The organism is Microbacterium enclense (genome assembly GCF_001456955.1).
GTDB lineage: Bacteria > Actinomycetota > Actinomycetes > Actinomycetales > Microbacteriaceae > Microbacterium > Microbacterium enclense.
On sequence record NZ_KQ758470.1, the window covers coordinates 196,862 to 210,139 of the forward strand.

Sequence of the window (13,278 nt, forward strand, 5' to 3'; positions counted from 1 at the left end):
ACACGGTGACGACGCAGGCGGAGGAGCGCTCCCGCGACGCCCTGCGGGCCGCGCAGCTCTACTACATGCAAGACCTGACGATGGATGCCATCGCGCACGAGATGCGCGTCTCGCGCTCATCGGTCTCGCGGCTGCTGCAGCACGCTCGCGATGTGGGGCTCGTCACCATCTCGATCAGTCCGCCCGACGACGCCCGCGGGCAGATGGCGCAACGCATCGCCGACCGGTTCGGCATCACGGCGCACGTCGTGCCCACGCCCGCCCGCACGTCCGAGGCCGAGCGGCTCGAGCGCACGGCCCTGACCGCGGCGCGCATCCTCGCCGAGCGCGTGGAATCGTCGATGACAGTCGGGGTGGCGTGGGGGTCGACCCTGTCGGCCGTCGCCCGGCACGTGCCGCTGAAGGACGTGCACGACACCCACATCGTGCAGATGAACGGCGCTGCCAACGTCCGCACTTCCGGCATCCCCTACGCGGGTGAGATCCTCACGAAGTTCGGTTCGGCATGGTCGTCGTCGGTGCACCAATTCCCGGTGCCCGCCCTCTTCGACGACCCGCGGACCAAGCAGGCGATGTGGCGCGAACGTTCGGTGCGCTCGGTGCTCGAGATCCAGCAGCGCGTCGGGCTGTTCGTCTTCGGGCTGGGCTCACCCCACGCCGACGTGCCCTCGCACGTGTACAGCGGGGACTACTTCGACGAGCGCGACCGCGCCGTCATCGAGCGGGAGGGTGTGGTCGGCGACTGCGCGACCGTGTTCTACCGCGCCGACGGGTCGAGCGACATCCCGGAGCTCAACGCCCGCTCCAGCGGGCCCGACCTCGACACCGTCCGCCGCATCCCGCGGCGCTTCTGCGTCGTGTCGAGCCTGTCGAAGCTCGACGGCCTGCGCGGGGCGCTGGCCGCGGGTCTGGTCACGGAGCTCGTCGTCGAGGAAGCGCTGGCACGTCGCCTGCTGAGCGTCACCCGCTGACGCCCCGTCGCATGGGCCCGTCAGGCGGTGACCCGCCGTCCCCCGTGGCGCCCTTATCGCTCGCCGAAGCCGTCGTCGATGAGCGCTCGGAGGTCGTCGAGGGCCTGCCGAGCCTGCGGGCCGGACGCGCTCACCCTGACCCGCGCTCCCGGTCGGATGCCGAGAGCCATGAGCGCGAGGAGGCTGCGCGCCGACACCTCGTCGGAGCCGGCGTCGAGATCGGCGATGCGCACCTCGGCGTCGTATCGCGACGCCGCCTTCACGAACGTCGCCGCGGGGCGCGCGTGCAGGCCCGACGGATTGACCACGACCGTCTCGAACGACAGTGCGTCGCCGACGACTCCGGATGCCGCGGGGACCGCGCTCGACGTCGCCGAGCCGCGGGCGTCGCCGGGGGATGCCGGTGCCTCGGCGTCGCCGAGCTGCCGTCGCTTCGCATCGCCCGCACCGCGGACCTCGGCGGCGACGGCGTCGACGTCGGCACCGCCGGCGGCGGTGACCACGGCGGCGACCAGCCCCTCGACGAACGGCGCCGAGCTCAGCCGGACACGTTCCGGGGCGGCGACGAACTCGAGCGCCGTCTCGGCGCTGAGGATCGCCGAGCCCAGGTCCATGAGCACGAGCACACCGTCGCCGGAGTCGGCCTCGTCGACGGCTGCGGCGATGGCGACGGCATCCGTCCCGAGGTCGCCGTCGGGCCCGCCCGCCGCCACGCGGATCGTGGGCGGGCGGGCTCCCGCCATCTGCAGGGCGAGCTCGACGGCCGCCTCCGCGAGGGCGCGACTGTGCGAGACGGCGACCAGACCGATCACGCGGTGCCCGCCAGGGTGTCGCGCAGCGCCTCGAGGAGGAGGGTCGCCGACGTCGCGCCGGGATCCAGGTGTCCGGCGCTGCGCTCCCCGAGGTAGCTGGCGCGTCCCTTGCGCGCGACGAGCGGCTCGGTCGCATCACGACCGCGCGCAGCGGCCTCGGCGGCTGCGCGGGCGGCCGCGGCGAAACCCTCGCTCGCCGCCGCATCCCACGCGTCCAGCGCGGGGGAGAGCGCGTCGATCATCGTCTTGTCGCCGAGCTCGGCCTTGCCGCGGGCGATCACGCCGTCGACCCCGGCCCGCAGCGCCGCGCCGAGGGTCTCGGCATCCACCTCATCCGAGGCCAGCGCCGGGCCCATCCGCAGGAACAGCGTGCCGTACAGGGGGCCGCTGGCGCCGCCCACCGACGACACGAGGGTCATGCCGACCGTCTTGAACAGCTCGGACGCGCTCGCCGGCGCGGGGTTCAGCGCGGCGACGACGGCATCGAGCCCTCGCGCCATGTTGGAGCCGTGGTCGGCGTCACCGATCTCGGAGTCCAGTCGCGTCAGCTCGTCTTTGTGTCGGTGAACGGCGTCACGGAATGCGCGGATCCACGCGACGAGATCGTCGATCGAGACGGCGTCGCTCATGCGCCCCACCGCAGGCCCGCGGTGACCACCGGGGCGTCCCACAGGCGGAGCATCTCGTCGTCGGCCTTCACGACCGTCAGGGAGGCGCCGGCCATGTCGAGGCTGGTGATGTAGTCGCCGATGAGCACCCGCTGCACATCGACGCCGGCGTCTGCCAGCAACGGTGCGATCTCGCCGTAGAGCAGATACTGCTCGATGAGCGGCGTGCCGCCCAGCCCCGACAGCAGCACGATCGCCGGCCCCACCGGGTCGCCGAAATCGTGGACGATCGGGTCGACCATGAGCTTCGCGATCTCGCGAGCGGATGCCAGCTTCACGCGCGAGCGGCCGGGCTCGCCGTGGATGCCGACACCGACCTCCATCTCGTCGTCGGGGAGCTCGAAGGTGGGGCGGCCCGCGGCGGGCACGGTGCAGCTGGTCAGGGCCACGCCCATCGAGCGGCCCGCGCCGGACACGCGCCGCGCCAGCTCGGCGACAGCGGCGAGATCGGCTCCTTCCTCGGCCAGGGCGCCGGCGATCTTCTCGACGACGACGGTGGTGCCGGTTCCGCGGCGTCCGGCGGTCCAGGTGGAGTCCTGCACGGCGACGTCGTCGGCGACGACGACCGACTCGACCCGCACGCCGGCGGCTTCGGCGAGCTCGGCGGCCATCTCGAAGTTCAGCACGTCGCCGGTGTAGTTCTTCACGATGTGCAGCACCCCGGCGCCCGAGTCGACGGCCTGCGTGGCGGCGAGCACCTGATCCGGGGTGGGGGAGGTGAACACCTCGCCCGCGGCCGCGGCGTCGAGCATGCCGCGACCCACGAAGCCGCCGTGCAACGGCTCGTGACCTGACCCTCCCCCCGACACCAGCGCGACCTTGCCCGCACGCGTCGGCTCCGCTCGCGAGATGACGCGGTTCTCGGCATCCACCCTGAGATCGGGGTGGGCGACGGCGATGCCCCGCAGGGCCTCGGCCAGCACGTCATCGGGGTCGTTCACGAACTTCTTCACGCTGCCTCCTCGTCGTGGCATCGACGGCGGGGGCCGTCGCACCCCCGACGATGCTCGCCGGTGGGCGCCGCGTCAAGAGCGCGCGGCGTGCGTCAGAGGCGTTCGTGGGGGAGGACCTGCTTGATGCGCTCGATCGGGTTCTGCGCGGGGGCCTCGTTGTACGCGTTCGCCAGTTCCTGCTCGCTGAGGGCGTGGATGGCGGCCATGATCTCGTCGGTGGCACCCCGACGGGCACGGCCGGACGACGCCGGACCGTGAGGCGACAGGTCGAGCGGCGTGCCGAAACGCACCGTGATGCGCGGTGACGTGCTCGGGAACTTCGCGCCGACGGGCATGACCTCGTCGGTGCCGAGCAGGCCCACGGGGACGACCGGCGCGCCCGTCTGCAGGGCGAGGAACGCGACACCGGTGCGTCCTTTGTACAGGCGGCCGTCGAGGGAACGGGTGCCCTCGGGGTAGAGCGCGACGGCGCGGCCGTCGTCGAGGAACGCCCGCTGCTGGTCGAGCGCGTCCAGCGCCTTCTGGCCCGCTCCGCGTTCGACCGGGATCGCACCGATGGCGGTGAAGAACTGCCGCGACGCCCACTTCTCGAAATAGGCCGCTTTGGCCATGAAGTGCACGGGACGCGGGGCGGCGACGGGGATCGCGATCGAATCGATGAACGACAGATGGTTGCTGGCGAAGATCACGGGACCCGTGCGCGGGACGTTGTCGCGGCCCTCCACGCGCGGGCGGTAGATCGCGCGGGCGAGCGGCGCGATCAGGGACCGACCCAGGACGTACGTGGCGCCCATCTGCTGCGGCCGTGCTGCGGGGGTTTCGGCGGGCAGGTCGGAACTCACCCGACGAGGTTACTCGTCGCCGCATACCCGCGCGCGCATGACCGGCGCCGACGCGCGAAAGGCGCGCCGCGGTGGGACTCTCAGGCGCGGCAGAGCGGAATGCGCGAAGATGGGATCTTCCCGACTCCCTTCGAGAGGTCTCCCGTGCGCTTCCGCCCGATCGCTTCCCTGTCCGTCGCCGCCGCCGCGGCGTTGCTGCTGGCGGGGTGCTCCGGTTCGCCCGACCAGGCGCAGTCCCCGGATGCCGCGACCCAGTCGCCCGACGCCGGCCAGTGCCAGGCCCCGCTCGCCGACGCCCCCGCGCCCGACGGGCTCACCGTCTCGGGAGACTTCCAGGCGAAGGTCGACGTCACCCTTCCCGACGCATACGCGCCGACCGATCTCCAGCGCACCACCCTCATCGAGGGATCCGGCGAGCAGGTGCAGGCCGGCGACGTGCTGAAGGCCAACTTCACCCTCATCGACGCGGCGAGCGGCGAGGTGCAGCTTCAGTCGATCGACTCCGCGCCCGACGGTATGGACACGCTCATCTCGTCGCAGCAGATCTTCGGCGCCTCGCTCCAGTGCGCGACCATCGGCTCGCGCACGGTGTCGTCGTTCCCGGCCGGCGCTCTCGGCGACGGCTCGCCCGCCTTCGTGCTCGTCGCGGATGCCATCGAGGAGCTTCCCACGCGCGCCGAGGGCACCGAGGTCGCTCCCGTCGCCGGTATGCCGACGGTGACCTTCGCCGACGACGGCGCCCCCACGATCACGGTGCCCAGCGACCCCGCCCCCAGCGAGACGCGCATCGAGAACCTGCGCCGCGGCGACGGTGACGTCGTCAACCCCGGCGACACCGTGATCGTGCAGTACACCGGCGTGCTCTACGACGGCGGCACGGTCTTCGACTCGTCGTGGCAGAGCGGAACCCCCGCGCAGTTCTCGACCACCGGTGTCGTGCCCGGCTTCAAGAAGGCTCTCGAGGGCCAGACCGTCGGCTCCCAGGTCGTCGCCGTCATCCCCGCGGCCGACGGGTACGGCGACCAGGAGGCCGGCAGCATCCCGCCGAACTCGACGCTCGTCTTCGTCATCGACATCCTCGGCGTGCAGCACGCCCCCGAAGCCGCTCAGTAGGCTGACGGAATGCGCCGCGTCCTCATCCTCGGTTCCACCGGTTCGATCGGGACGCAGGCGCTCGACGTCGTCCGCGCCAACCCCGGCCGCTTCGACGTGGTCGGGTTGGCGGCGGGTTCCGACCGTGTCGGCGTCGAGGCGCAGGCCGCCGAGTTCGGTGTGGAGCACGTCGCGCTCGGCGCCGTCGAGGCCGAGCAGCTCGTCCGCGACGTGGAGGCCGACGTGGTGCTGAACGGCATCACCGGGTCGGTGGGGCTGGGCCCGACGATCGCCGCGCTCGAAGAGGGCCGTACCCTCGCGCTGGCCAACAAGGAGTCGCTGATCGTCGGCGGCGACCTCGTCACCGCGCTGGCCGCGCCGGGGCAGATCGTGCCGGTCGATTCGGAGCACTCCGCCATCGCGCAGGCGCTCCGCTCCGGCGAGGCGCACGAGGTGCGTCGGCTGGTGCTCACGGCATCCGGGGGCCCGTTCCGCGGTCGCAGCCGTGCCGAGCTCGCCGACGTCACCCCCGCGCAGGCCCTCGCGCATCCCACGTGGGACATGGGCCGGGTTGTGACCACCAATTCGGCGACCCTGGTGAACAAGGGCCTCGAGGTGATCGAGGCGCACCTGCTCTTCGACGTCGCCTACGACCGCATCGACGTCACCGTTCACCCGCAGTCGATCGTGCACTCGATGGTCGAGTTCGTCGACGGGTCGACCATCGCGCAGGCTTCGCCCCCCGACATGCGTCTGCCCATCTCGCTCGGGCTCGACTGGCCGCACCGCGTCGGGGGCGTCGGCGCACCGCTGGACTGGACGCGCGCGTCGCAGTGGACCTTCGAGCCGCTCGACGAGGAGGCCTTCGGGTCGGTCGCGCTCGCCAAGCGCGTCGGACGGGCGGGGGCGACGTTCCCGGCCGTGTTCAACGCCGCGAACGAGCAGGCGGTAGACGCCTTCCACGAGGGACGCCTGGGCTTCCTCGACATCGTCGAGCTCATCGAGCGCGTCGTCGATCGGCACGAGCCGCCTGCGGCGCTCACGCGCGAGTCGCTCGCCGAGGCCGAGGCCTGGGCGCGCCGCACCGCCGACCAGATCATCGCCGCTCGCTGAGCGGCCGCGGGCGCTGCACAACTCCTGCACGAGCGTCGCTGACCGCGGTTTCCGCGGCGTGCGGGGCGGCTGTGCAGGAGTTGTGCCGTGCCGGCGGCGGTGCGGCGCTACCGGCGCTCGGCGCTGCGCGCGAGTGCGGTCGCGGCGGCTGCGGGGTTGGGGCGGGCGCTGCACAACTCCTGCACGAGCGTCACTGACCGCGGCTTCCGCGGTGTGCGGTGCGGGCGTGCAGGAGTTGTGCCGTGCCGACGGCTTTCCGGCGTGATCCGTCGCCGACCCGCCGGAGAACCTCAGGCGGGGAAGTCGACCGGGCGCTCGGGGTCGGACGACGGCGTCGAGTCGGCCGGATACGGCACCGGCCACTGCGGGTCGGGCACGGCCCAGCCCGCGGCGCGCAGCGCACGGCGCGACAGCTCGCGCGCCGAGTACGGCGTGCGCACCCCGCGGATGTCGCGGTAGTCCTGGTGGCCGGGGCCGGCCCACAGGATCGCGTCTCCCTCGCCGACGAGCTTCACGGCCTCGAGGATCGCGCGCTCGGGCGGCGTGAAGGCGTGGATCTCGGCGTCGGGTCGCGCTCGGCGTGCACCCTCGACGAGCACCTCGCGGATGGCATCCGGATTCTCGTGGCGGGGGTGGTGGTCGGTGACGATGAGGATGTCGCTGCCTTCGACGGCCGTGCGGCCCATGTCGTGGCGCTTCGTGGCGTCGCGGTCGCCGTCGGCGCCGAAGAGCATGACGACTTTGCCGGGAGTCACGCGCCGCACCGCGGCGAGCGTCTTCTCGAATGCGTCGGGGGAGTGTCCGAAGTCGACGTACACCGCCGGCCCCTCGGAGCCCGACACCAACTGCGTGCGGCCGGGGAGGGAGGCGTCGATGCGCGCGCCGTCGAGCGCGGCGACCAGGCGGTCCCACGCGTACCCCGCCTCGAGCAGCATGACGATCGCGAGTCCCGCGTTGGCGGCCATGTGCCGTCCGATCACCGGCACCACGGTCGTGAGCGAGCGACCGTCGCCCGATCGCAGCGTGAACTGCGTGCCCTCCTGTCGCTCGTCGACGATCTCGACGGCCCAGTCGGCGGTCGCCGTGGGGTCGTGGGCGATGGCCGGGGTGACGATCGTGACGACGGGGATCTCGGCCCGCGCCGCGATCTCGGCACCGGCGGGGGAGTCGAGGCACACGACGCCGCGGCGCGCGCGGTCGGCGCGGAAGAGGGGCAGCTTCGCCTCGAAGTACTCGCGCATGTCGGCGTAGTCGTCGAGGTGGTCGTGCGTGAGGTTGGTGAAACCGGCGACGTCGAACATCAGTCCGTCGACGCGGTGACGGGTGAGGGCTTGGGCACTCACCTCGACCGCGACGGCTTCGACGCCCCGCTCGCGCATGAGGGCGAGCAGCGCGTGGAACTCGGAGGCCTCGGGCGTCGTCAGACGCGACACGATGACCTCGCCGGCGATGTGGCGCTCGGCGGTCGACGACAGGCCCGTCACGACCCCCAGCTGGCCGAGGATGCCCTCGAGCAGGTGCGAGACGCTCGTCTTGCCATTCGTGCCGGTGGTGGCCAGCAACGTCGGCAGATCGTCGTCGGCGCCGGTGCCGTAGACCCAGGCCGACAACTCGCCGAGGAGCGCGCGGGGGTCGTCGACCACGACGATGGGCAGACCCGCGGATGCGGCGATCTCCGCTCCGTCGGCGTCGGTGATGACGGCGACGGCTCCGCGTTCGGCGGCGGTGGTCGCGAAGTCGGCGCCGTGACGGTTCACGCCGCGGATCGCGACGAAGGCCTCGCCGGTGCGCAGGTCGGCCGTGGCGAGGGTGATCCCGGTCAGGGTCGTCCCCTCGACGTCGCCGACGCTGCGCACGCCGAAGCGTCGGGCCAGTTCCGCGAGGTCGCGGTGGGGCGGTCGCTCCGGCCGGAGCACGGGCGGGAGGTTCGAGGGCACGTCGGTCGGCATCCCGTCCATTGTCTCACCCGGGGTCGCACAGACACCGCATCGGCGCCGCACGGGCGGTTCAAAGCCGGGCGGCGGTATCGTCGCCGGGTGACCGCGATCGCCTTCCTCATCGGCGTGCTCGTGCTCGTGATCGGCCTGGCCGTCTCGATCGCCCTGCACGAGGTCGGGCACCTGCTGCCCGCCAAGCTCTTCGGCGTGCGCGTCGGCCAGTACATGATCGGGTTCGGACCCACGCTGTGGTCGAAGCGGGTCGGCGAGACCGAGTACGGCTTCAAGCTCCTGCCCCTGGGCGGCTTCATCTCGATGGCGGGCATGTATCCGCCGGCCCCCGAGGGGGAGAAGCCGTCGAAGCGTCGCTCGCGGTTCTTCGCGACGATGGTGCAGGACGCCCGGGATGCCAACGCCGAGACCCTCGTCGAGGGCGACGACCGCGTGTTCTACAAGCTCCCCGTGTGGAAACGCGTCGTCGTGATGCTCGGCGGCCCGGTCATGAACCTGCTGCTGGCTTTCGTCCTGTCGGCGGTCGCGGTGAGCGGGATCGGCGTCGCGGTCGCCACCACCACCGTCGCGTCGGTGTCGGAGTGCGTCATCCCCGCGAGCGAGAACCGCACCGACTGCACTTCGGGCGACCCGGTCGCGCCGGCGGCCGCCGCCGGCATCCGACCCGGCGACGTGATCGTGTCGATCGACGGTCAGGCGGTGTCGACGTTCGCCGAGGCGGCGGCGATCATCCAGGACGCCCCCGGCCGCGCCCTGCCGGTCGTGATCGAGCGCGACGGCACGCAGCAGACCGTCACCATCACCCCGCAGCGGAGCGACCGCGCCGTCACCGACGCTCAGGGGCAGCCCGTGCGGGATGCCGCGGGCCAGCCCGAGTACGAGACGGTGGGCTTCGCGGGTCTGCGCCCCCAGCAGGGGCTCGAACCGCAGCCGATCTGGGTGGGGCCGGAGGCGACGATCCAGCAGGTCGGCGCGGTCGCGCAGATCATGACGCAGCTGCCGGTGCGCATCTACGATACGGCCGCCGATCTGGTGACCGGTCAGCCGCGCGACCCCGATGGGCCGCTGAGCGTCGTGGGCGCGGGGCGCCTCGCCGGCGAGTACGCCGCGGTCGATGCCCCCATCCTCGCGCGCGTGCAGTCGATCATCGGCCTGCTCGCCGGGTTGAACATCGCCCTGTTCGTCTTCAACCTCATCCCGCTGCTGCCCCTCGACGGCGGACACGTCGTGGTGGCCCTGTGGGACGGCATCAAGCGCGCCGTCGCGCGCCTGCGGGGCACGGTCGCGCGGCCGGTGGATGCCACGCGCCTCGTGCCCGTGACGTTCGTCGTCGTCGTGCTGCTGATCGGCATGGGCGGCGTGCTGTTCCTCGCCGACATCTTCAACCCGGTGCAGTTGCTGTAGCCGGACGGGCGCGGTACGACGTGCGTCTGTCGAACGGTCCAGGCGCTGTGCGGGGCCCGGGGCTTCGACAGGCCCAGCCACCTCGGGGGGAGCGCAGCCACCTCGGTGGGGAGGCCCCTGAGCCCGTCGAAGGGGCCGGGCCCTACAGCGCGTGGGCGATCAGCCGCTCCAGGGTGCGCATGCCGTCGCGCGAGAGGATCGACTCGAGGTGGCCCTGCACGCTCGCGAAACCGGGTCCGCGCAGGGCGTAGACGTCGCCGGTCGTCGAATCCGCGGCGACGTCGATCTCGGAGCCGCTGACGGGAGCGTCAGGCCCGTAGGAGATGCCGCGACGGTCGCCCGGGTTCACCCGCGCGGTGAAGGTGTTGTAGAACCCGATCGACGCGTCCTCGCCGAAGACGTCGACGCTCTTCTGCAGACCCTGGTGCGGCCGGTCCAGCGGCATGAGCTCGATGCCGAGCGCGTCGGCCAGGATCTGGTGGCTCAGGCACACGGCGAGCAGCGGATCGCGGCGAGCGGTGCGCCGGCCGACGACGTGCCGCATCGCCTCCATGCGCGGGGTGTCGTCGCGCGGGTCGCCCGGGCCGGGGCCCGAGACGACGAGGTCGGCGGCATCCAGGTCGGCATCCGTCACCTCCGACCAGTGCACGATCCGGGTGTCGAGTCCGAGGTGGCGCAGCTGGTGGGCGAGCATGGTGGTGAAGCGGTCCTCGGCGTCGACCACGAGCGCCGTGCGGCCGGCGAACGGGCCGGAGCCGTCGGGGTCCTGCGGGTTCATCCAGAACGGCGCGAGGCGGTCGTTGCGGGATGCCAGCAGTTCGGCGATCGCGGGATCCTCGCCCAGAGGGCGGCGTGGGGCGGTCGGTGCGTCGGGGTCGGCCGCCGGGGGAGCCGCCGGCGCGTCGCGGGGGATCGCGCCGATCGCGCCGAGCACTCCCGCCGCCTTGCCGTGCGTCTCGCCCACTTCGCCGTAGGGGTCGGAATGGCGCACGAGCGTCGCGCCGACGGGCACGCGCAGGCGCCCGTCGACGAGGTACGCCGTGCGGATGAGGATGGGCGCGTCGAGGTCGTGCGTGGCCCCCTCGGCCGCGCCGTTGGGGGTGAACAGCGCCGCGACGCCGGAGTAGTACCCGCGGGGGGCGGTCTCGTGCCGGGCGATGACCGTGCACGCGTTCTGCATGGGGGAGCCGGTGACGGTCGGGGCGAACATCGTCTCGCGCAGGATGTCGCGCGGGTCGAGGTCGCTGCGTCCGCGCAGCATGTACTCGGTGTGGGTCAGCCGCGACATCTCTTTGAGGTGCGGGCCGGTGATGCGTCCGCCGTCGCTGCAGACGGCGCTCATCATCTTCAGCTCTTCGTCGACGACCATGAAGAGCTCCTCGGTCTCTTTGGTCGAGCGCAGGAACTCCGCGAGCGTCTCGGCGGTCGCTCCCCCTGCGGGGTGGCGGAAGGTGCCCGAGATGGGGTTCATCGTGACGATGCCGTCCTGGGCGCTGACGTGCGCCTCGGGGCTCGCGCCGACGGCGATGTGCCCGTCGGTGACGACGGCGAACGTCCAGTAGGCGCCCTTCTCGTGTTCGAGGAGCGCGCGGAACCACGTCAGCGCGGCGACCCGCGGATCGGTGTCGACGCCCGCGACGAAGTCACGACGGATGACGAAGTTCGCCCCCTCGCCGCGGCCGATCTCGTCGGCGATCACCCGCCGCACGATGTCGGCGTACTCCTCGTCGGCGATGTCGAACCCGGCGTCGGTGAGCGGCACGGGGGAGGAGGGGAGGGATGCCATGACCTCGGCCCGCGGCAGGGCGACGCGCTCGTCGATCACGAGGCAGCGCAGCGGTGCTCCGTCGTCGTGGCAGACGAAACCGCGCTCGCGCACCTGGCGGTACGGCACCAGGGCGAGGACCTCGCGCGCGGTGCCCGCGGCATCCGTCAACGGGATGTCGGCGAGCAGCTCGACGTCGACGATGTCGCCGGTCAGCACCTCGACGGTGGCGCCGTCACGGGCGATCAGCGCGAAGGGAGCGCTGCCGCCGGCGAGGTCGGCGAGCAGGGAGGAGGGGTCGGGCGCGGTCATCGAGGAATCTTTTCGTCTGTGAGGGAGGGTCCGAGGCGGCCGCCGAAAACACGAAGACCGCCCGGGTTCCCCAGGGGGAGGGCGGTCTGTTGCATGCGTGCGCACCGCCTAGACGGTGAGCCACCAGGATGTGTACGCGCGCATGGCGCCGAACCTACCACAGGGCGTCCTCAGCCTCCGTGCGGGGGCTGAGGCGTAGGCTGATCGGCGTGCCTGCAGTGAACATCGGGATGCCCCGCGTGCCGGAGGTCCTCGCGCCTCGTCGTAAGACCCGTCAGATCAAGGTCGGCAAGGTGCTCGTGGGCGGCGACGCCCCCGTGAGCGTCCAGTCGATGACGACGACGCCGACGACCAACATCAACGCCACGCTCCAGCAGATCGCCGAGCTCACGGCATCCGGATGCGAGATCGTGCGCGTGGCCGTTCCGTCGCAGGACGACGCCGACGTGCTGCACATCATCGCCAAGAAGAGCCAGATCCCGGTCATCGCCGACATCCACTTCCAGCCGAAGTACGTCTTCCAGGCGATCGACGCCGGGTGCGGCGCGGTGCGCGTGAACCCCGGCAACATCCGCAAGTTCGACGACCAGGTCGGTGCGATCGCCGCGGCCGCGAAGGCGGCGGGGGTGTCGCTGCGCATCGGCGTCAACGCCGGGTCGCTCGACCGGCGCCTGCTCGAGAAGTACGGCAAGGCCACGCCCGAAGCGCTCGTCGAGAGCGCCGTGTGGGAGGCCTCGCTGTTCGAGGAGCACGACTTCCACGACTTCAAGATCTCGGTCAAGCACAACGACCCGATCGTCATGGTCAAGGCCTACCGGCTGCTCGCCGAGCGCGGCGACTGGCCCCTGCACCTCGGCGTGACCGAGGCCGGCCCCGCGTTCCAGGGCACGATCAAAAGCGCCACCGCTTTCGGCATCCTGCTCTCCGAGGGCATCGGCGACACCATCCGCGTCTCGCTGTCGGCGCCGCCCGCCGAAGAGGTCAAGGTCGGCCACCAGATCCTGCAGTCGCTGAACCTGCGCGAGCGCAAGCTCGAGATCGTCTCGTGCCCGTCGTGCGGTCGCGCGCAGGTCGACGTCTACACCCTCGCCGACGACGTCACCGAGGGTCTGAAAGACATGACCGTTCCGCTGCGCGTGGCCGTCATGGGCTGCGTCGTGAACGGTCCCGGCGAGGCACGCGACGCCGATCTCGGTGTCGCTTCGGGCAACGGCAAGGGCCAGATCTTCGTCAAGGGTCAGGTCATCAAGACCGTGCCCGAGTCCGAGATCGTGCAGACCCTGATCGAGGAGGCGAACCGCCTCGCCGACGAGATGGGCCCCGACGCCGCTCCCGGTACCGCGCAGGTCATCACGGCCTGAGCGCGGCGGGCGGTCCGCGCGCGAGCGATCGGACCG

The 13,278-nt window shown here is 72.1% G+C and carries 11 protein-coding genes; 5 read left to right on the top strand and 6 right to left on the bottom strand.

Features of this window, described 5'->3' with window-relative positions; genetic code table 11:
• Positions 1 to 5: 5 nt before the first annotated feature.
• Positions 6 to 971, top strand: a complete 966-nt coding sequence (locus AS029_RS08835; protein ID WP_058232475.1) for a sugar-binding transcriptional regulator — start codon at positions 6 to 8, stop codon at positions 969 to 971.
• Between the two features lie 53 nt (positions 972 to 1,024).
• Here AS029_RS08835 and dhaM read toward each other — a convergent pair whose 3' ends face one another.
• From dhaM to AS029_RS08855, 4 genes are all read right to left on the bottom strand, one after another.
• Positions 1,025 to 1,783 carry a dihydroxyacetone kinase phosphoryl donor subunit DhaM gene (dhaM, locus tag AS029_RS08840; RefSeq protein WP_058232224.1) on the bottom strand — a complete coding sequence of 253 codons (759 nt, stop codon included), beginning with the start codon at positions 1,781 to 1,783 and terminating at the stop codon, positions 1,025 to 1,027.
• A complete protein-coding gene (gene dhaL / locus AS029_RS08845) occupies positions 1,780 to 2,412 on the bottom strand; it encodes a dihydroxyacetone kinase subunit DhaL (protein ID WP_058232225.1) in 633 nt (210 codons plus the stop codon). Before dhaL ends, dhaM begins: the two co-directional genes overlap by 4 nt.
• Complete coding sequence (dhaK, locus tag AS029_RS08850) at positions 2,409 to 3,404, bottom strand: dihydroxyacetone kinase subunit DhaK (protein ID WP_058232226.1); 996 nt, start codon at positions 3,402 to 3,404, stop codon at positions 2,409 to 2,411. Before dhaK ends, dhaL begins: the two co-directional genes overlap by 4 nt.
• Positions 3,405 to 3,496: 92 nt before the next feature.
• Positions 3,497 to 4,198 (bottom strand): lysophospholipid acyltransferase family protein, encoded by a 702-nt coding sequence (locus tag AS029_RS08855; RefSeq protein WP_228375921.1) that lies wholly within the window; start codon positions 4,196 to 4,198, stop codon positions 3,497 to 3,499.
• A 192-nt stretch (positions 4,199 to 4,390) separates the two neighbouring features.
• On the opposite strand from AS029_RS08855, the gene AS029_RS08860 reads away from it, so the two are divergent.
• The gene (locus tag AS029_RS08860; protein ID WP_074615912.1) at positions 4,391 to 5,359 is read left to right on the top strand and encodes an FKBP-type peptidyl-prolyl cis-trans isomerase; all 969 of its coding nucleotides are present in this window, start codon (positions 4,391 to 4,393) and stop codon (positions 5,357 to 5,359) included.
• A 9-nt stretch (positions 5,360 to 5,368) separates the two neighbouring features.
• Complete coding sequence (gene dxr / locus AS029_RS08865; RefSeq protein WP_058232229.1) at positions 5,369 to 6,451, top strand: 1-deoxy-D-xylulose-5-phosphate reductoisomerase; 1,083 nt, start codon at positions 5,369 to 5,371, stop codon at positions 6,449 to 6,451.
• Between the two features lie 290 nt (positions 6,452 to 6,741).
• Here the strand turns inward: dxr and AS029_RS08870 are convergent, their stop codons facing one another.
• Complete coding sequence (locus AS029_RS08870; RefSeq protein ID WP_058232230.1) at positions 6,742 to 8,400, bottom strand: Mur ligase family protein; 1,659 nt, start codon at positions 8,398 to 8,400, stop codon at positions 6,742 to 6,744.
• 87 nt (positions 8,401 to 8,487) lie between these two features.
• Here AS029_RS08870 and AS029_RS08875 point away from each other — a divergent pair, with 87 nt between their 5' ends.
• Positions 8,488 to 9,804 carry a M50 family metallopeptidase gene (locus tag AS029_RS08875; RefSeq protein WP_058232231.1) on the top strand — a complete coding sequence of 439 codons (1,317 nt, stop codon included), beginning with the start codon at positions 8,488 to 8,490 and terminating at the stop codon, positions 9,802 to 9,804.
• 142 nt (positions 9,805 to 9,946) lie between these two features.
• Here the strand turns inward: AS029_RS08875 and AS029_RS08880 are convergent, their stop codons facing one another.
• The gene (locus tag AS029_RS08880; RefSeq protein ID WP_058232232.1) at positions 9,947 to 11,881 is read right to left on the bottom strand and encodes an anthranilate synthase family protein; all 1,935 of its coding nucleotides are present in this window, start codon (positions 11,879 to 11,881) and stop codon (positions 9,947 to 9,949) included.
• A gap of 209 nt (positions 11,882 to 12,090) precedes the next feature.
• On the opposite strand from AS029_RS08880, the gene ispG reads away from it, so the two are divergent.
• A complete protein-coding gene (ispG, locus tag AS029_RS08885; RefSeq protein ID WP_175456644.1) occupies positions 12,091 to 13,242 on the top strand; it encodes a flavodoxin-dependent (E)-4-hydroxy-3-methylbut-2-enyl-diphosphate synthase in 1,152 nt (383 codons plus the stop codon).
• Positions 13,243 to 13,278: the final 36 nt, after the last annotated feature.